We start from the raw sequence: 18,737 nt of genomic DNA on the forward strand, positions 1-18,737 counted from the left end.
TCGGGTTCCGCTGTCGTTCCTGGAGGAAGGGCTGTCGTTTCCGGGGAAGAGCTGCCGTTCCTGCGTGCGAAGCGACACCTGTTACCCAACTGTCGCTCACTATATGGGAGTTCGTGATCGAATTGGGAAGGTTCTGGATCCGTTTCCCAGGTTCCGGCACGGCGCGGCGCAGCGCCTGTGGACAGAGGCATCGTGACGGTCGGTCGCCGGATGCATGCTGGGAGCATGACGGATCTCCAAGGCGAACTGCGCAGGGCCGTCCGCGGTGACGTCGGTTTCGACGTCACCTCCCGGGCGCTGGCCACCATGGACGCCTCGAACTACCGGCGGGTTCCGCTGGGGGTGGTGGCACCCCGGGACGCGGACGACGTGGCGGCCGTGCTGGCGGTGTGCCGGGAGCACGGGGTGCCGGTCGTGGCGCGCGGCGGCGGCACGTCGATCGCCGGACAGGCCACCGGCACCGGCGTGGTGCTGGACTTCACCCGTCATATGAACCGGCTGCTGTCGGTCGACCCGCAGGCGCGGACGGCCGTCGTGCAGCCGGGGCTCGTCCTCGACCGACTCCAGGCGGCGGCCGCGCCGCACGGTCTGCGGTTCGGGCCCGACCCCTCCACCCACAGCCGGTGCACGCTCGGCGGGATGATCGGGAACAACGCCTGCGGCTCGCACTCGGTCGCCTGGGGCACCACGGCGGACAGCGTGCGGGAGCTGGACGTGGTCACCGCGCGCGGGCGGCGGCTGCGGCTGGGGCAGGAGTGGGCGGGCGCGCCCGAGGGCCTGCGGGCGCTGGTGGACGGGGAGCTGGCGCGGCTGCGGACCGGCTTTCCGGAGCTGCCCCGCCGTATCTCCGGGTACGCACTGGACGCGCTGCTGCCGGAGAAGGGCGCCGACGTCGCCCGTTCCTTCTGCGGCAGCGAGGGCACGCTGGGCGTGCTCACAGAGGCGGTCGTACGGCTCGTGGAGGCGCCGCGCGCGCGAGCGCTGGCCGTGCTGGCGTACGCCGACGAGAGCGCCGCCGCCGAGGCCGCGGCGGGACTGCTGGAGCACGCGCCGCTCACGGTGGAGGGGATGGCGGCCGACCTGGTGCCGTCCACGGCCGTGCTGCCGCGGGGCGGGGCCTGGCTGTTCGTGGAGACGGGAGGGGAGTCGCCGGCCGAGGCACGCGCGCGTGCGGAGGCGGTCGTACGGGCCGCCGACGTCCTGGACGCCCTGGTCGTCACCGATCCCGCCGGGCAGCGGGCGCTGTGGCGGATCCGGGAGGACGCGAGCGGCACGGCGACCCGGATGCCGGACGGGAGCGAGGCATGGCCGGGCTGGGAGGACTGCGCGGTGCCGCCCGCACGCCTCGGCGCCTATCTGCGCGACTTCCGCGGGCTGCTGACCTCCCACGGTCTGCGCGGCACTCCCTACGGTCACTTCGGGGACGGCTGCATCCACGTCCGCATCGACTTCGACCTGCTGACCGAGGCCGGCGTCGCCCGCTTCCGCCGGTTCTCCGAGGAGCTGGCCGACCTGGTCGTCGCGCACGGCGGTTCGCTGTCCGGGGAGCACGGGGACGGGCAGGCGCGGGCCGAACTGCTGCCCAGGATGTACGGCCCCGAGCTGGTCGGCGTCTTCGAGCGCGCCAAGGCCGTCTGGGACCCGGACGACCTCCTCAACCCCGGGATGCTGGTGCGCCCCGCGCCCCTGGACGCCAACCTCCGCTTCTCGGTGCTGCCCGGCAGGCCGGTCGACGTGGCCTTCGGCTACCCCGCGGACGGCGGCGACTTCCGGGCGGCGGTGCGGCGCTGCGTCGGCGTCGCCAAGTGCCGTACGACGGCGGCGGCCGGCTCGTCCGTGATGTGCCCGTCCTTCCGGGCGACCGGCGCGGAGGAGCACTCCACGCGCGGGCGGGCCCGGCTGCTGCACGAGATGCTCGCCGGGGAGCTGGTGACCGACGGCTGGCGCTCCACCGAGGTACGGGACGCGCTGGATCTGTGCCTGTCCTGCAAGGGATGCCGCTCCGACTGCCCGGTCGGGGTCGACATGGCCACGTACAAGGCGGAGTTCCTGCACCACCACTACGAGGGCCGGCGCCGCCCGGCCGCGCACCACAGCATGGGACGGCTGCCGGTGTGGCTGCGCTGGGTGGCGCGCACGCGCACCGCGCCGCTCGTCAACGCCCTCGCCTCCATCGGTCCGTTGGCGTCGCTCGCCCGGCGCATCGGGGGGATCGCGCCCGAGCGGCGCATCCCGCGGGTGGCGTCCGAGACCTTCACCGGCTGGTACGGGCGCCGGGCGCGGGCGCAGGAACGGCGGACGGTCCGGGAGGCGGGGCCGGAGCACGAGGAGGAGACGGCGGGCGGAAAGACCGTCTTCCTGTGGCCCGACACCTTCACGGAGCACCTCTCGCCGGACGTCGGGAAGGCCGCGCTGCGGGTCCTGGAGGCGGCCGGTCTGAAGCCGGTGCCGATCCCGAGGATGCGGCCGACCGTGCGGGAGACGAGGGAGGCGGACGGCAGCACCTGGTACAGCCGGGGCCTGCGGCCGGCCCCGCGGAGCCGGGTCTGCTGCGGCCTTACGTATTTGTCGACCGGCCAACTCGACCGGGCCCGCGCGGTGTTGCGCCGCACGCTCGACATGCTGGACCCGCTGCTGCGTCCCGAGCTGGGGGAGGGCTTCATGCCCCTGGTCGTCCTGGAGCCGAGCTGCGCCGCCGCCCTGCGCACCGATCTGCCCGAGCTGCTGGCCGACGACCCCCGCGCGGCCCGGCTCGCCGCCTCGGTCCTGACCTTCGCGGAGGCGCTGGAGCGGTTCGCCCCGGACTGGGTGCCGCCGTCCCTGAACCGCCCGGTCACCGGCCAGACCCACTGCCACCAGCACGCGGTGCTCGGCGACGCCGCCGACCGCCGGCTGCGCGAAGCGGCCGGTCTCACCGGGGAGCTGGTGGGCGGCTGCTGCGGCCTCGCGGGCAACTTCGGCTTCGAGAAGGGGCACTTCGCGGTGTCGAAGGCGTGCGCGGAGGACCAGTTGCTGCCCGCGGTGCGGGGCGCTGGGCAGGGGTCGGTCGTCCTCGCGGACGGCTTCTCCTGCCGGACCCAGCTGGAGCAGCTGGCCGGCGTGCGCGGACGGCATCTGGCGGAGGTGCTGGCCGAGGCGCTGGACGAGATCTCATGGGCGGGCTCTCGGCTTTCATAAGCCCACTCTCAGCTTCATAAGAGAACTCTCAGCTTGGGTGGGGGTCCCTCAGGAATCACCAAGGTATTCACAGTAGCTGTTTGCCGTTACCGGGCCGACTTTGCCGTTCCTTGGGATGAGAGGTGTGTAGGTTCTTCGGTGTCGGGCGACGGAAGATCCCGGATGACGATCCGGAAAGAAATCCCGTCGGTATCCGCAGAGGATTCTCACCCCTTCAGCCATGCACGATCTCAAGGAGTCGGAATGAGCCTCAAGAAGCTCGCCCCGCTGCCCCCCAAGCCCAAGTCGAAGCAGCTTCCCCCGCCGCCGAAGCCGAAGCCCAGGAAGAAGCACCCCAAGCCGCCGGTGCCGAAGCCGATCCCCGGCCACGACAACTGATGAGCCAGAGGGCCGACGTCCACGCCGTCGGCCCTCTTCGCTTCACTGAATTCAGGAATATACGGGGCGGAGGGCCGGGAAATGGATACGGAAGAGGAAGAGGATGAGGAACTCGAATACGAGGACGCGCCCACCATTCCGGCCCGCACCGCTTTCCGCCGTTTCTGGCCGCTGACCAGGGGCCTGAGAAAATGGCTGCCGGCCGTCTGGGTGTGCACCGTGCTCGCCGCGCTCGCCGAGACCGAGGCCGTCCTGCTCTTCGGCGACCTCACCGACAACGCCCTGCAGAAGGGATCGCTCGACGCCTTCTGGGGCCCGGCCGTGAAATGGCTGGGGGTGGCGGTCGTCGGCGCGGTCGTCGCGTACGCGGGCAACTCGCTCGCCGCATGGGTCACCGAGCGCTTCGTGATGCGACTGCGCGAGCATGTCTTCGACCACGTACAGCAGTTGCCGCCGCACTTCTTCCAACGCCACCGCCAGGGCGACCTATTGTCGCGTATGACCGGCGACGTGGAGGCGATCGAGACCATGGTCGTCTCCGGCCTGGTCGGCGCCGCGTCGGCCGCCTTCTCCGCCCTCTTCTACGCGGCCGCCGCCTTCTGGCTGCGCTGGGACCTGGCGGCCGCCACCTTCGTCCTCGCCCCGCTGTTCTGGCTGGCGGCCCGCCGTTTCTCGGGCTCCATCAAGGACGTTTCCAGGCAGGGCCGGGTCGCCGACGGCGCGATCACCTCCGTGGTCGAGGAGTCGCTGTCCAACATCGTGCTCACGCAGGCCTACGACCGCCGGGACGCCGAGCGCCGGCGGCTGCACGAGGAGGCGACCGCCTGGTTCCGCGCCTCCGTCCGCTCCACCCGCCTCAACGAGGCCTACGAGCAGCTCGTGCAGGTCATCGAGACGGTGTGCGTGCTCGCGGTGATCGGCATCGGCGCCTGGGAGATCTCCACCGGCCGGATGACCCTCGGCCAGCTCCTCGCCTTCGCCGCCTTCCTCGGCTACCTCTATCCGCCGGTGCGCGGCCTGGCCCAGCTCGGCCTCACGGTCACCGCGGCGACGGCGGGTGCGGAGCGGCTGATCGAGGTCCTGGACGTCGGGCCGTCCGTCACCGACCCGCGCCGCGGCACCACGCCCGGCCGCCCCGACGGCACGGTCGAGTTGCGAAGCGTCTGTTTCGGCTACCCCGGCGCCGACACCAGCGCCCTGCGGGACCTGTCCTTCACGGTCGCCCCCGGCGAGCTGGTGATCGTCACCGGACCGAGCGGCGCGGGCAAGTCGACGGTCTCCAAGCTGCTGCTCCGCTTCTACGACCCTGACGCGGGCGAGGTGCTGCTGGACGGTGTCCCCCTGCGCGACTTCCCGCTCGCCCGACTGCGCGAGTACGTCACCCTGCTCCCCCAGGAGACGCTCGTCCTGCACGACACCGTCCGCGCCAACATCGCGTGCGGCCGCCCCGGCGCCAGCGAGCAGGCCATCGAGGACGCGGCACGGGCGGCCGACGCGCACGACTTCGTCGTCCGGCTCCCCGAGGGCTACGACACCAGGGTCGACCCCAACTCGGCCCGGCTGTCGGGCGGGCAGCTCCAGCGCCTCGCGATCGCCCGCGCGATCCTGCGCGACGCACCCGTGCTGGTGCTCGACGAGCCGACCACAGGGCTCGACGCCATGGCCGCCCGCCGGGTGGTCAAGCCGCTGCGCCGCCTGATGACCGGCCGTACGACGATCATGATCACCCACGACCTCAACCTGGCTCCCGACGCCGACCGCATCCTGGTCGTCGACCGCGGCCGGATCGTGGAGACGGGCCGCCACGAGGAGCTGCTCGCATGGGGCGGGGCGTACGCCCGGCTGCACCGCTCGCAGAACAACGCCGTGCTGGACACGGCCGAGCTGAAGCTGCCGCTGTTCGTGGATCAGCCGATGGAGTCGGTTCAGCCCGCACAGCCGGTGTATGCGCAGGGCTACGAGGCCCACGAACCCTACGTCTCGTGGCCCGCCAGCCTTCCCGACGGGCGTCCCCTCTTCCGTGACGAGAAGCCCTGGCCCGGCATCTGAATCGCCGCCTGAATCGCCATCTGGGCCGGCCGTCGAGTCGCCATCCGGGTCCAGGATGCGGGACAGTGGCAAAACAGGTTCACACGCCTGACCAAGTCCATTACCCTGGACTTGACAGTGCACCCTGGTGCACGAACATCGACCGAGCACCTGGACCGCCCGTGACCACCCCCAGCACCGCCACCACGTCCTCGCCCTCCGCGGTGTCCACATCCGGCGCCCCGGGCCGCGGGGGCTCCCTCGGTCCGGTCGGGCTGGTGCTCGCGGCCGGGCTCTCGGTGCAGTTCGGTGCGGCGCTCGCGGTGAGCCTGATGCCGAGGGCCGGCGCGCTCGGCGTCGTCACCCTGCGCCTGATCGCGGCGGCGGTCGTCCTGCTGGTGGTGTGCCGGCCGCGCCTGCGCGGCCACTCGCGCGCCGACTGGGGCACGGTCGTCGTCTTCGGTGTCGCGATGGGCGCCATGAACGGCCTCTTCTACCAGGCGGCCGACCGCATCCCGCTCGGCGCCGCGGTCACCCTGGAGGTCCTCGGCCCGCTCGCGCTCTCCGTCCTCGCCTCCCGCCGCGCGCTGAACGCGGTCTGGGCCGCGCTCGCGCTCGGCGGTGTGGTGCTCCTCAGCGGCGGCGGAGGCCTGGGCGGCCTCGACCCGGTCGGGGTCGCCTTCGCGCTGGGTGCGGGTGCCATGTGGGCGACGTACATCATCTTCAGCGCGCGTACGGGGCGGCGGTTCCCGCAGGCCGACGGGCTCGCGCTGGCCATGGCGGTCGGAGCGCTGCTGATGCTGCCGCTGGGCGTCGCGGAATCGGGCTCGAAGCTCACCGATCCGACCACGGTCGCCCTGGGTTCGGCGGTCGCGATCCTCTCCTCCGTCCTGCCGTACACCTTCGAACTCCTCGCCCTGCGCCGCCTCCCCGCCTCCACCTTCGCGATCATGATGAGCCTGGAACCGGCCCTCGCCGCGACGGCGGGCTTCCTGATCCTCGGCCAGGCCCTGTCCGCCGCGCAGGCCGCCGCGATCGCCATGGTCATCGCGGCGAGCATGGGTGCGGTGCGGACCCAGGTGGGCCGCCGCAAGGTGCCGAATCCGCCGGAGGCCTGACCGGCCCCGTGACATGGTGCCGGCTCAGTCGGTCGGCTTCTCCCAGACCGACACGTGCTGTCGGCTCTCACTCGTGAACGGCTCCCCGGTCCATCCGTCCCACCGGTCCGCGAGCCGCATCCCGGCCAGCCGGGCCATGAGATCGAGCTCGGAGGGCCATACGTAGCGGAACGGGACGGAGAGGTACTCGCTGCGGCCGTCTCGCACCCGCACATGGTGCGAGGTCATCGACTGCGTGGCGACGTCGTACTCGTCGAAGCCGAGGCGTCCCTCGCTCACGTGGAACGGCACCGCGTTCTGCCCGGGCGGCAGCCGGCGCAGGTCGGGCACGCCGACCTCGACGACGAAGCGGCCGCCGGGTTCCAGATGTTCGGCGACATTGCGGAAGCAGTCGACCTGGGCGTCCTGGGTGGTGAGGTTCGCGATCGTGTTGAAGACCAGGTACGCGAGCGCGAAGCCCCCCTGCACGGTGGTCGTCGCGAAGTCCCCGATCGTGACCCCGATCTCCTTGCCTCCGGGCTTGGCCCGCAGCCGCTCCACCATCGCGCGGGACATGTCGATCCCGTGCACCTCGACACCGCGGGCCGACAGGGGAAGGGCGATCCGCCCGGTGCCGACGCCCAGTTCGAGGGCTCGCCCGCCCCCGGCCAGCTCCGCCAGCACGTCGACGGCGGGTCCCACGACCTGCGCCGCGAACATCTCGGCCGAGGAGTCGTCGTACCCCGCGGCCACGGACTCTCCGAAGTAACCGTCCTCATCAAGCATCGGGCGACGGTACTGCTCCGCCGGTGGACGGTGCGCGCGTTTTTTCAGCGGAGGATGCGCAGGAAGGCGGAGAACGCCCCGGCCGTCACGGTGACCACGCCTCCGGCGGGGTTCTTGGAGTCGCGGATGGCTGTGTGGGAGGAGAGATCGGCGACCTCGACGCAATCGCCTCCGGTGTCGCCGCTGAACGAGGACTTACGCCACTGCGCGTCTATCAGGGCCGGATCGGTTCCCATATCGTTCCTCCATCACGCGGGCGATCAGGGTGGCCGAATCCCTCGGGGAAAGGGCCGCAGCCTGCAGGTGATCGTAACGGGCGGAACCCTCCCTGACAGCGGGTGGATTGGCCGTCATGTGCCCCTGGACGAAGTCCTCGGTGTAGACGATGGCCGGGTCGTTGTCGAAGCGCAGCAAGTTGAACGAGCCCATCAGCCCCGTGTGCGCACCCGCCTCGAACGGAAGCACCTGGATGTCCAGCCACCTGCGCTGTTGCAGAGTCAACAGATGGGCCAGCTGATCCCGCATGACCTTGCGGCCGCCCACCTCCTGATGCAGTGTCGCCTCGCTCAGCACCACCCACGTCACCGGCGGTTCAGGCCTGTCCAGGATGCGCTGGCGATCCAGCCGCGCGGCCACCATGGCGTCGACGGAGTCTCTCTCGCGGACTGCCAGCAGCGCCTGCGCGTAGGCCCGCGTCTGGAGAAGCCCGTAGACCACCTGCGCTTGATAGACGGAGATGTACGCCGCCCGCGCCTCCATCTCCGCATACGGCTGGAACCAGCTCGGCAGCTGGCTGCGCAGCACCAACCCCACCAGGCGCGAGAACGTCCCGTCCGTCCCCAGCGCCGCGTCCACCCGTTCGGAGAACTCCCGCGTCGGGACCCGCAGCGTCGTCTCGATCTGGCCGATCAGGGACCCCGTGCAGAACACGATCGAGCCGAGCGCCTGCTGGGTCAGGCCCGCCGCCTCCCGGGCCCGCCGTAGCTCGTAGCCGTAGTAGTCCAGGGGAGACCCGCTGGGATCGAGCTCACGGACCTGCACGGACACCACCTCCGATCACCAAGCGTAGCCAGGCGGACGCGCAGAGGTCCCGGCCTGTGGAAAACAAATCAATGCAAGCACGCTTGATTGTTTCTGGTGCCGCTGCCATGCTCGCCGCATGGCTGACCCGACGCCCGTGATCGACGATCTCTGCGCGGAGAGCGAGGAACTCGACCGCATCGTGGCCGAGTTGAGCCCGGAGCAGTGGGCGCTCGCCACCCCGGCTCCCGGCTGGACCGTCGCGCACCAGATCGCGCACCTCGCCTGGACCGACCACCACTCCGTGCTGGCCGTGACGGACCAGGGCGCCTTCTCCCGCGAGGTCGAGAAGGCGCTCGCCCAGCCCGGCGACTTCGTGGACAACGGCGCGGCGGAGGGCGCGGCCAAGCCGCCCGCGCAGCTGCTCGCGGACTGGCGGGCCGGGCGCTCGGCGCTGGCCGACGCGCTGCGGGCCGCCCCCGAAGGCGCCCGTTTCCCCTGGTACGGCCCGCCCATGGCCACCGCGTCCATGGCCACCGCCCGCCTCATGGAGACCTGGGCCCACGGGCTGGACGTGGCGGAGGCCCTGGGCGTGGAGCGCACCGCCACCGACCGGCTCCGGCACATCGTCCGCCTCGGCGTCCGCACCCGCGACTTCGCCTTCGGCGTGCACGGACTGTCGGTGCCGTTCGAGGAGTTCCGCATCGAACTCACCGCCCCCTCGGGCGAGACGTGGACGTACGGCCCGGAGGACGCCGACAACCGCGTCACCGGCCCCGCCCTCGACTTCTGCCTGCTGGTCACCCAGCGCGCGCACCGGTCCGACCTCGCCGTCGAGGCCCTGGGCGAGGAGGCGGACCGGTGGCTGGACATCGCGCAGGCCTTCGCCGGGCCCGCGGGCGAAGGCCGCGCGCCGAAGCGGGGCGCCCTGTGACGGCCCTGCGCATCGGCAACGCCTCCGGCTTCTACGGCGACCGCTTCGGCGCCCTGCGCGAGATGCTCACCGGCGGCGAACTCGACGTCCTGACCGGGGACTACCTCGCCGAACTCACCATGCTGATCCTGGGCCGGGACCGCCTGAAGGACCCCGCGGCCGGCTACGCCCGCACCTTCCTGCGCCAGCTGGAGGAGTGCCTCGGGCTCGCCCACGAGCGCGGCGTGCGCATCGTCACCAACGCCGGCGGCCTCAACCCGTCCGGACTCGCCGACGCCGTACGGCGGTTGGCCGGCCGCCTGGGCGTCCCCGTCCGCGTCGCCCACGTCGAGGGCGACGACCTCACCGCCGCCCACCCGGGCAGCCTCGCCGCCCACGCCTACCTCGGCGGCTTCGGGATCACCGAGTGCCTGCGGGCGGGCGCGGACGTCGTCGTGACCGGCCGGGTCACGGACGCGGCGCTGGTCACCGGGCCCGCCGCCGCGCACTTCGGGTGGCAGCCGGGGGAGTACGACCGGCTCGCGGGCGCCGTCGTCGCCGGGCACGTCCTGGAGTGCGGGACGCAGGCCACCGGCGGCAACTACGCGTTCTTCGGCGAGCGGGCGCGTGACCTGCGGCGGCCGGGCTTCCCGCTCGCCGAGGTCCACGAGGACGGCAGCTGCGTCGTCACCAAGCACCCCGGCACCGGCGGCTTCGTCGACGTCGGCACGGTCACCGCGCAGCTCCTGTACGAGACGGGCGGCGCCCGGTACGCCGGTCCCGACGTCACCGCCCGCCTCGACTCGATCCGCCTCACCCAGGACGGACCCGACCGTGTGCGCGTCGAGGGCGTCCGCGGCGAGGCCCCGCCGCCGACCCTCAAGGTCGGCCTCAACCGGCTCGGCGGCTTCCGCAACGAGGTCGCCTTCGTCCTCACCGGCCTGGACATCGAGGCCAAGGCGGCGCTCGTGCGCGAGCAGATGGCCGACGCGCTCGCCAAGTCGCCTCCCTCGGAGGTGCGCTGGGACCTCGTCCGCACCGACCGGGCCGACGCCGCGAGCGAGGAGACCGCGAGCGCCGTGCTCCGGCTCGTGGTGCGCGACCCCGACCAGGCGGTCGTCGGCCGGCCGCTGAGCGGCGCCGCCGTCGAGCTGGCCCTGGCCAGCTACCCGGGCTTCCATGTGCTCGCGCCCCCCGGAAAGGGCGCGCCCTACGGCGTCTTCGAGGCTGCCCGCGTCCCGCAGGACGGCGTCCGGCACGCGGCGGTGCTCGACGACGGGCGCCGGGTCCCCGTGCCCCCGGCCCGCGACAGCCTCGTACTCGACGACGTGCCCGAGCCCGAGGCTCCCGAACCGCTGCCGGGCGGGCCGGTGCGCCGCGCCCCGCTCGGTCTCGTCGCCGGAGCCCGCAGCGGGGACAAGGGCGGCGACGCCAACGTCGGGGTGTGGGTGCGCTCGGACGCCGCCTGGCGGTGGCTGGCGCACACCCTCACCGCCGACCGGTTCCGTGAGCTCCTGCCGGAGACCGCCGACCTGACGGTCGTGCGGCACGTCCTGCCGAACCTGCGCGCGCTGAACTTCGTCGTCGAGGGCATCCTCGGCGCCGGGGTGGCCGCCCAGCACCGCTTCGACCCGCAGGCCAAGGCCCTCGGCGAATGGCTGCGCTCCCGCCATCTGGACATCCCGGAGGACCTGCTGTGACAGTGATCAGCTCCGGCCTGGACACGGCCGGTTCCGACTACCGCGCACACCGCGAGGCGATGCTCGGCAAGCTCGCCGACCTCGACGCCGAGCACGCGAAGGCACTCGCGGGCGGCGGCGAGAAGTACGTCGCGCGCCACCGCAAGCGGGGCAAGCTGCTCGCCCGCGAGCGCATCGAACTCCTCCTCGACCCGGACACCCCCTTCCTGGAGCTGTCGCCGCTCGCCGCCTGGGGCAGCGACTACGCCGTGGGCGCCTCGCTGGTCACCGGCATCGGGGTCGTGGCGGGCGTGGAGTGCCTGATCACGGCCAACGACCCGACCGTGCGCGGCGGCGCCAGCAACCCCTGGTCGCTGAAGAAGGCCCTGCGCGCCAACGACATCGCGCTCGCCAACCGGCTGCCCTGCATCAGCCTGGTGGAGTCCGGCGGCGCCGACCTGCCGTCCCAGAAGGAGATCTTCATCCCGGGCGGCGCCATCTTCCGCGACCTGACCCGCCTGTCCGCCGCCGGCATCCCCACCGTCGCCGTGGTCTTCGGGAACTCGACCGCCGGAGGCGCGTACATCCCCGGCATGTCCGACCACGTGATCATGGTCAAGGAGCGTGCCAAGGTCTTCCTCGGCGGTCCGCCCCTGGTGAAGATGGCCACCGGCGAGGAGAGCGACGACGAGTCGCTGGGCGGCGCCGGGATGCACGCGCGCGTGTCCGGCCTCGCGGACTACTTCGCCGTGGACGAACCGGACGCCCTGCGGCAGGCGCGGCGGGTCGTGGCCCGTCTCAACCACCGCAAGGCGTACGAGGACCCGGGCCCCGCCGCGCCTCCCAAGTACGACGAGGACGAGCTGCTCGGCATCGTCCCCGGGGACCTGAAGATCCCCTTCGACCCGCGCGAGGTGATCGCCCGGATCGTCGACGCCTCCGACTTCGACGAGTTCAAGCCGCTGTACGGGACCAGCCTCACCACCGGGTGGGCCGCCCTGCACGGCTATCCCGTCGGCATCCTCGCCAACGCCCAGGGCGTGCTCTTCAGCGAGGAGTCGCAGAAGGCCGCCCAGTTCATCCAGCTCGCCAACCAGCGCGACATCCCGCTGCTCTTCCTGCACAACACCACCGGCTACATGGTCGGCAAGGAGTACGAGCAGGGCGGCATCATCAAGCACGGCGCGATGATGATCAACGCGGTCAGCAACAGCCGGGTCCCGCATCTGTCGGTGCTGATGGGCGCCTCCTACGGAGCCGGGCACTACGGCATGTGCGGACGGGCCTACGACCCGCGCTTCCTGTTCGCCTGGCCCAGCGCCAAGTCCGCCGTCATGGGCCCGCAGCAGCTCGCCGGCGTGCTGTCGATCGTGGCGCGCCAGTCGGCGGCCGCGAAGGGGCAGCCGTACGACGACGAGGCGGACGCCGGGCTGCGCGCCATGGTGGAGCAGCAGATCGAGTCCGAGTCGCTGCCGAAGTTCCTGTCCGGGCGGCTGTACGACGACGGCGTCATCGACCCGCGCGACACCCGCACCGTCCTCGGCCTGTGCCTGTCGGCCGTCCACACGGCGCCCTACGAGGGCGCCCGCGGCGGCTTCGGCGTCTTCCGGATGTGAGGGGGCACGTGATGACAACGGGAGCTTCTGTGATCACTTCTGTGCTCGTCGCCAACCGCGGCGAGATCGCCTGCCGGATCTTCCGGACCTGCCGGGAACTGGGCATCCGGACCGTCGCGGTGCACTCGGACGCCGACGGGAGCGCCCTCCACGCGCGCGTGGCCGACACGGCCGTACGGCTGCCGGGCGCCGCGCCCGCGGAGACGTACCTGCGCGGCGACCTGATCGTGAAGGCCGCCGTCGCCGCCGGGGCGGACGCCGTCCACCCCGGCTACGGCTTCCTCTCCGAGAACGCCGGCTTCGCGCGCGCCGTCCTCGACGCCGGACTGGTGTGGATCGGGCCGCCGCCCGAGGCCATCGAGGCGATGGCGTCCAAGACCCGCGCCAAGCAGCTGATGGGCATCCCGTCCCTGGACCGGGACCGGGTCACCGAGTCCGACCTGCCGGTCCTGGTCAAGGCCGCCGCGGGCGGCGGCGGGCGCGGCATGCGGATCGTACGCACGCTCGCGGACCTCGACGGCGCGCTGGAAGGCGCCCGGGCCGAGGCCGCCGCGGCCTTCGGCGACGGCGAGGTCTTCGTCGAGCCGTACGTGGAGGGCGGCCGCCACGTCGAGGTGCAGGTCCTCGCCGACACCCACGGCACGGTGTGGGCGCTGGGCACCCGCGACTGCTCCCTGCAACGGCGCCACCAGAAGGTGATCGAGGAGGCGCCCGCCCCCGGCCTCGGCGACGAGCTCAGGCAGGAGCTGCACACGCTGGCCGTCCGCGCCGCCCGCGCCGTCGACTACGCCGGCGCCGGAACCGTCGAGTTCCTCGTCTCCGCGGCCGGCAGCGCCCACTTCCTGGAGATGAACACCCGCCTCCAGGTCGAACACCCCGTCACGGAAGCCGTGTTCGGCCTCGACCTGGTGGCCGAGCAGATCCGCGTCGCCGAGGGCCACGCCCTCGCGGCCGACCCGCCACGCGCGCGTGGCCACGCGATCGAGGCCCGTCTGTACGCCGAGGACCCGGCGGGCGACTGGGCCCCGCAGACCGGCACCCTGCACCGCCTCGCCGTCCCCGGCGACGTCCGCCTGGACACCGGCTACGGCGACGGCGACGGCATCGGCGTCCACTACGACCCCATGCTCGCCAAGGTGATCGCCCACGCCCCCACGCGCGCGGAGGCCGTCCGCCGGCTCTCGGGCGCCCTGGAACGGGCCACGGTCCACGGCCCGGTCACCAACCGCGACCTCCTCGTCCGCTCCCTGCGGCACAAGGAGTTCACCGGCGCCGGCATGGACACGGGCTTCTACGACCGCCACCTCGCCGAACTGACCGAACCGGCCCCCGACCCGTACGCCCCGCTCGCCGCCGCCCTCGCCGAGGCGCGGACCCGCGCCTCCCGCTTCGGCGGCTACCGCAACCTGCCCTCCCAGCCGCAGATCAAGCGGTACACGACGGCGGGGGAGGAGCACGAGGTCCGCTACCGGCACACCCGTGCCGGCCTGGAGGCGGACGGCGTCCGCGTGGTGCGGGCGACGCCCGGCCTGGTCGTCCTCGAAGTGGACGGCGTCCAGCGGAAGTTCGAGGTGACGCGCTACGGCGAGCAGGTGTACGTCAACACCACCTCGCTGACCGCCCTGCCCTGCTTCTCCGACCCCACCGCACAGCACGCCCCCGGCACCCTGCTCGCCCCCATGCCCGGCACCGTCGTGAAGATCGCCGACGGCCTGGCCGCAGGGGCGGCCGTACGGGCCGGGGAGCCCCTGCTGTGGCTGGAGGCCATGAAGATGCAGCACAAGATCACCGCACCGGCCACCGGCACGCTCACGGCGCTGCACGCCGTCCGCGGTGCCCAGGTCGACGTGGGTGCCCTGCTCGCCGTAGTCGAGGTCTCTCAGGAGGACCAGTGAGCGCCACGTTGGAAACCACGGAGCACAAGGCTCTCCGCTCGGCCGTCGCCGCCCTCGGCAAACGCCACGGCCGCGCGTACGACCGCGAAGCCCTCTGGGCCGAGGCCGCCAAGCTCGGCTACCTCGGCGTCAACCTGCCGGAGGCGTACGGCGGCGGAGGCGGCGGCATCGCCGAGCTCTCCATCGTCCTGGAGGAACTGGGCGCGTCCGGCTGCCCCCTGCTGATGATGATCGTGTCCCCGGCGATCTGCGGCACCGTCATCGCCCGCTTCGGCACCGACGGCCAGAAGCAGGCCTGGCTGCCGGGCCTCGCCGACGGCACCCGCACCATGGCGTTCGGCATCACCGAACCCGACGCCGGCTCCAACTCCCACCGCATCACCACCACCGCACGCCGCGACCCCGACACCGGCGACTGGCTCCTCACCGGCCGCAAGGTCTTCATCTCCGGCGTCGACATCGCCGACGCCACCCTGATCGTCGGCCGCACCGAGGACGCCCGCACCGGCAACCTCAAGCCGTGCCTGTTCATCGTCCCGCGCGACGCCGAGGGCTTCACCCGGCGCGCCATCGACATGGAACTCAGCGCCGTGGAGAAGCAGTTCGAGCTGACCCTCGACGACGTACGGCTGCCCGCCGACGCCCTGGTCGGCGACGAGGACGCGGGCCTGCTGCAGCTCTTCGCCGGCCTCAACCCCGAACGCATCATGACGGCCGCCTTCGCGATCGGCATGGGCCGCTACGCCCTCTCCCGCGCCGTGGAGTACGCGCGCGACCGCCAGGTCTGGAAGACCCCCATCGGCGCCCACCAGGCCATCGCGCACCCCCTCGCGCAGGCGCACATCGAGCTCGAACTCGCCCGCCTGATGATGCAGAAGGCGGCCCACCTCTACGACGCCGGGGACGACGTCGGCGCCGGTGAGGCCGCCAACATGGCCAAGTACGCGGCGGGCGAGGCGTGCGTGCGGGCGGTCGACCAGTCCGTGCACACCCTCGGCGGCAACGGCCTCACCCGGGAATTCGGCCTTGGATCGTTGATAACCGCCTCCCGTGTGGCTCGTATTGCTCCGGTGAGCCGGGAGATGATTCTCAACTACGTCTCCCACCAGACCCTGGGTCTGCCCAAGTCGTACTAGGCCGCCGCCCTTGGAGGAACCGTGTTCCGCAGCGAGTACGCCGACGTCCCGCCCCTCGAACTCCCCATCCACGAGGCCGTCCTGGGCCGGGCCGCCGAGTTCGGGGACCGGCCCGCCCTGATCGACGGGACCGACGGGACCACCCTCTCCTACGAACAACTCGACCGCTTCCACCGGCGCATCGCGGCCGCGCTCGCCGAGGCGGGCGTGCGCAAGGGCGACGTGCTGGCCCTGCACAGCCCCAACACCATCGCCTTCCCGACCGCCTTCTACGCCGCCACGCGCGCGGGCGCCTCCGTCACCACCGTGCACCCGCTGGCCACGGCCGAGGAGTTCGGCAAGCAGCTCAAGGACTCGGCGGCCCGGTGGATCGTCACCGTGTCACCGCTGCTGGACACCGCCCGCCAGGCGGCCGAACTCGCCGGCGGCGTCCAGGAGATCTTCGTCTGCGACAGCGCTCCCGGACACCGCTCGCTGATCGACATGCTGGCCTCCACCGCGCCCGAACCCCAGGTCGACATCGACCCCGCCGAGGACGTCGCGGCCCTGCCGTACTCCTCCGGCACCACCGGCATCCCCAAGGGCGTGATGCTCACCCACCGCCAGATCGCCACCAACCTCGCCCAGCTGGAGCCGCTCATCCCGGCCCGTCCCGGCGACCGCATCCTCGCCGTGCTGCCCTTCTTCCACATCTACGGCCTCACCGCCCTGATGAACGCGCCCCTCAGGCAGGGCGCCACGGTCGTCGTGCTGCCGCGCTTCGAGCTGGAGACCTTCCTCGCGGCCATCCAGGACCACCGCATCACCGGCCTGTTCGTGGCCCCGCCCATCGTGCTGGCCCTCGCCAAGCACCCGCTGGTCGCGCACTACGACCTGTCGTCGCTGACCCACATCGTCAGCGCCGCCGCGCCCCTGGACGCCGCCCTCGCCGCCGCCTGCTCCCAGCGCCTGGGCCTGCCGCCCGTCGGCCAGGCCTACGGCATGACCGAACTGTCCCCCGGCACCCACGTCGTCCCGCTGGAGGCCATGCGGGACGCACCGCCCGGAACCGTCGGCAAGCTCATCGCGGGCACCGAGATGCGCATCGTCTCGCTCGACGACCCCGACAAGGACCTGCCCGCCGGCGAGTCCGGCGAGATCCTCATCCGCGGCCCCCAGGTGATGAAGGGCTATTTGGGCCGCCCCGACGCCACCGCCCAGATGATCGACCCCGACGGCTGGCTGCACACCGGCGACGTGGGCCACACCGACGAGGACGGCTGGCTGTTCGTCGTCGACCGGGTCAAGGAACTCATCAAGTACAAGGGCTTCCAGGTGGCCCCCGCCGAACTCGAGGCCCTCCTGCTGACCCACCCCGGCATCGCCGACGCCGCCGTCATCGGCGTCTACAACGAGGACCACAACGAAGTCCCGCACGCGTACGTGGTGCGCCAGCCGAACGCGGCCGGCCTCTCCGAGGGAGAGGTCATGATGTACGTCGCCGAACGCGTCGCCCCCTACAAGCGCGTCCGCCAGGTCACCTTCATCGACGGCGTCCCCCGGGCCGCCTCCGGGAAGATCCTGCGCCGCGAGCTGCGGGCCCTGAGGGAGCGGACATGACCCTGGTCGGACGCACCCGCGCGCGCGGCATCGAGACGCTCAGCCTCGACTCCACCGCCAACCGCAACGCGCTGTCGGCAGCCCTCGTGGGAGAACTGGCGGACGCGCTGACGGAGTGCGCCGAGGACGGCGGCGTGCGCGCGGTCGTCCTCACCCACACCGGCAACACCTTCAGCGCGGGCGCCGACCTGCGCGACCCGCCGCACCCGGACGCCCTCGTGGGCGTGCTCCGGCAGATCGTCGCCCTGCCCAGACCCGTCGTCGCCCGGGTCACCGGGCACGTACGGGCGGGCGGCCTCGGCCTGCTCGCGGCGTGCGACATCGCGGCGGCCTCCGGCACCTCGACCTTCGCCTTCACCGAGGTCCGCATCGGGGTCGCCCCCGCCGTCATCTCCCTGCCCCTGCTGCCCCGCTGCGACCCCCGGGCGCTGGCCCGCCACTACCTCACCGGCGAGCGGTTCGACGCGGCCGAGGCCGTCCGGACCGGCCTGGTGACGGTCGCCGGCGAGGACGTCGACGAGGCCCTGGCCCCGATCCTCGACGGTCTGCGCAGGTCCGCCCCCGAGGGGCTGGCCGAGACGAAGGCGCTGCTCACGGCTAAGGTGCTCGAGACGTTCGACCGTGACGCGGCCGATCTCACCGCGCTCTCGGCCCGGCTGTTCGCCTCCCCGCAGGCCCGCGAGGGGATGACCGCCTTCCTGGAACGACGGGACCCGGCATGGGTCCTGTGAGATCGGACGCGACGGGAACGGACGCGACGGGAACGGACGCTGCGAGATGGACGCTGTGAGATGGCTGCCATGACCTCGGTCGACCGCGTGCCCAAGCAGGACCGCAGCCGGGCCACCCGGCAGCGGCTCCTGGAGGCCGCCGTGGCCTGCCTGGCCGAGCACGGCTGGGCGGGCTCCACGGTCTCCGTCGTCGCCGAACGCGCCGGCGTCTCCCGCGGCGCCGCCCAGCACCACTTCCCGACCCGCGAGGACCTGTTCACGGCAGCGGTCGAATACGTCGCCGAGGAACGCTCCACCGCGATGCGCGCCCTCTTCCCCGACGGCCCGTCGGGCGACCGCCGAGCCGTCGTGACCGCCCTCGTCGACCTCTACACGGGCCCCCTGTTCCGGGCCGCGCTCCACCTGTGGGTCGCCGCCTCCAACGAGGACCAGCTGCGCCCCCGCGTCACCGAGCTGGAGGCCCGCGTCGGCCGCGAGACGCACCGTATAGCCGTCGACCTGCTCGCCGCCGACGAGTTGCGCCCCGGCGTCCGCGAAACCGTCCAGGGCTTCCTGGACATGGCCCGCGGCCTCGGCCTGGCCAACCTGCTCACCGACGACGGCGGACGGCGGGAACGGGTGGTGGCGCAGTGGGCGTCGCTGCTGGACGAGGCGCTGGGCTGAGGCCGGGCGCACCGGAGCG

At 72.6% G+C, this 18,737-nt stretch carries 15 protein-coding genes; 12 read left to right on the forward strand and 3 right to left on the reverse strand.

Annotated elements, in window-relative coordinates:
• The first annotated feature begins 225 nt into the window (after positions 1–225).
• From ACIRPX_RS07010 to ACIRPX_RS07025, 4 genes are all read left to right on the forward strand, one after another.
• Positions 226–3,177, forward strand: coding sequence for an FAD-binding and (Fe-S)-binding domain-containing protein (locus tag ACIRPX_RS07010; RefSeq protein ID WP_404189389.1), 2,952 nt, complete (start codon positions 226–228; stop codon positions 3,175–3,177).
• 243 nt (positions 3,178–3,420) lie between these two features.
• A complete protein-coding gene (locus tag ACIRPX_RS07015) occupies positions 3,421–3,555 on the forward strand; it encodes a hypothetical protein (protein ID WP_404189391.1) in 135 nt (44 codons plus the stop codon).
• 81 nt (positions 3,556–3,636) lie between these two features.
• Positions 3,637–5,604, forward strand: coding sequence for an ABC transporter ATP-binding protein (locus ACIRPX_RS07020; protein ID WP_404189394.1), 1,968 nt, complete (start codon positions 3,637–3,639; stop codon positions 5,602–5,604).
• A gap of 161 nt (positions 5,605–5,765) precedes the next feature.
• Entirely contained in the window at positions 5,766–6,701 is a 936-nt protein-coding gene (locus ACIRPX_RS07025; RefSeq protein ID WP_404189397.1) for an EamA family transporter, read from the forward strand.
• A gap of 24 nt (positions 6,702–6,725) precedes the next feature.
• Here ACIRPX_RS07025 and ACIRPX_RS07030 read toward each other — a convergent pair whose 3' ends face one another.
• The 3 genes from ACIRPX_RS07030 to ACIRPX_RS07040 are packed head-to-tail and all read right to left on the reverse strand — an operon-like array spanning position 6,726 to position 8,507.
• Positions 6,726–7,466: a class I SAM-dependent DNA methyltransferase gene (locus ACIRPX_RS07030; protein ID WP_404189399.1), complete on the reverse strand. Its 741-nt coding sequence runs from the start codon at positions 7,464–7,466 to the stop codon at positions 6,726–6,728.
• A gap of 44 nt (positions 7,467–7,510) precedes the next feature.
• Complete coding sequence (locus tag ACIRPX_RS07035; RefSeq protein WP_404189401.1) at positions 7,511–7,702, reverse strand: DUF397 domain-containing protein; 192 nt, start codon at positions 7,700–7,702, stop codon at positions 7,511–7,513.
• Complete coding sequence (locus tag ACIRPX_RS07040; protein ID WP_404189403.1) at positions 7,662–8,507, reverse strand: Scr1 family TA system antitoxin-like transcriptional regulator; 846 nt, start codon at positions 8,505–8,507, stop codon at positions 7,662–7,664. The genes ACIRPX_RS07035 and ACIRPX_RS07040 overlap by 41 nt, the downstream gene beginning before the upstream one ends.
• 118 nt (positions 8,508–8,625) lie before the next feature.
• On the opposite strand from ACIRPX_RS07040, the gene ACIRPX_RS07045 reads away from it, so the two are divergent.
• The 8 genes from ACIRPX_RS07045 to ACIRPX_RS07080 are packed head-to-tail and all read left to right on the forward strand — an operon-like array spanning position 8,626 to position 18,718.
• A complete protein-coding gene (locus tag ACIRPX_RS07045) occupies positions 8,626–9,420 on the forward strand; it encodes a TIGR03084 family metal-binding protein (RefSeq protein ID WP_404189406.1) in 795 nt (264 codons plus the stop codon).
• Positions 9,417–11,099 (forward strand): acyclic terpene utilization AtuA family protein, encoded by a 1,683-nt coding sequence (locus tag ACIRPX_RS07050; protein ID WP_404189409.1) that lies wholly within the window; start codon positions 9,417–9,419, stop codon positions 11,097–11,099. The genes ACIRPX_RS07045 and ACIRPX_RS07050 overlap by 4 nt, the downstream gene beginning before the upstream one ends.
• Positions 11,054–12,694, forward strand: a complete 1,641-nt coding sequence (locus tag ACIRPX_RS07055) for an acyl-CoA carboxylase subunit beta (RefSeq protein ID WP_404189412.1) — start codon at positions 11,054–11,056, stop codon at positions 12,692–12,694. The genes ACIRPX_RS07050 and ACIRPX_RS07055 overlap by 46 nt, the downstream gene beginning before the upstream one ends.
• Before the next feature lie 29 nt (positions 12,695–12,723).
• Complete coding sequence (locus ACIRPX_RS07060) at positions 12,724–14,589, forward strand: biotin carboxylase N-terminal domain-containing protein (protein WP_404189415.1); 1,866 nt, start codon at positions 12,724–12,726, stop codon at positions 14,587–14,589.
• A complete protein-coding gene (locus ACIRPX_RS07065) occupies positions 14,586–15,725 on the forward strand; it encodes an acyl-CoA dehydrogenase family protein (RefSeq protein WP_404189417.1) in 1,140 nt (379 codons plus the stop codon). Before ACIRPX_RS07060 ends, ACIRPX_RS07065 begins: the two co-directional genes overlap by 4 nt.
• Positions 15,726–15,746: 21 nt before the next feature.
• Positions 15,747–17,324, forward strand: a complete 1,578-nt coding sequence (locus ACIRPX_RS07070; RefSeq protein ID WP_404189419.1) for a 4-coumarate--CoA ligase family protein — start codon at positions 15,747–15,749, stop codon at positions 17,322–17,324.
• On the forward strand, positions 17,321–18,055 hold the full coding sequence (locus ACIRPX_RS07075) for an enoyl-CoA hydratase family protein (protein WP_404189422.1): 735 nt from the start codon (positions 17,321–17,323) through the stop codon (positions 18,053–18,055). The genes ACIRPX_RS07070 and ACIRPX_RS07075 overlap by 4 nt, the downstream gene beginning before the upstream one ends.
• Positions 18,056–18,115: 60 nt before the next feature.
• A complete protein-coding gene (locus ACIRPX_RS07080; RefSeq protein ID WP_404189424.1) occupies positions 18,116–18,718 on the forward strand; it encodes a TetR/AcrR family transcriptional regulator in 603 nt (200 codons plus the stop codon).
• Positions 18,719–18,737: the final 19 nt, after the last annotated feature.

This window comes from Streptomyces sp. NPDC101225 (assembly GCF_044767585.1).
In the GTDB taxonomy this organism is placed as follows: Bacteria; Actinomycetota; Actinomycetes; order Streptomycetales; family Streptomycetaceae; genus Streptomyces.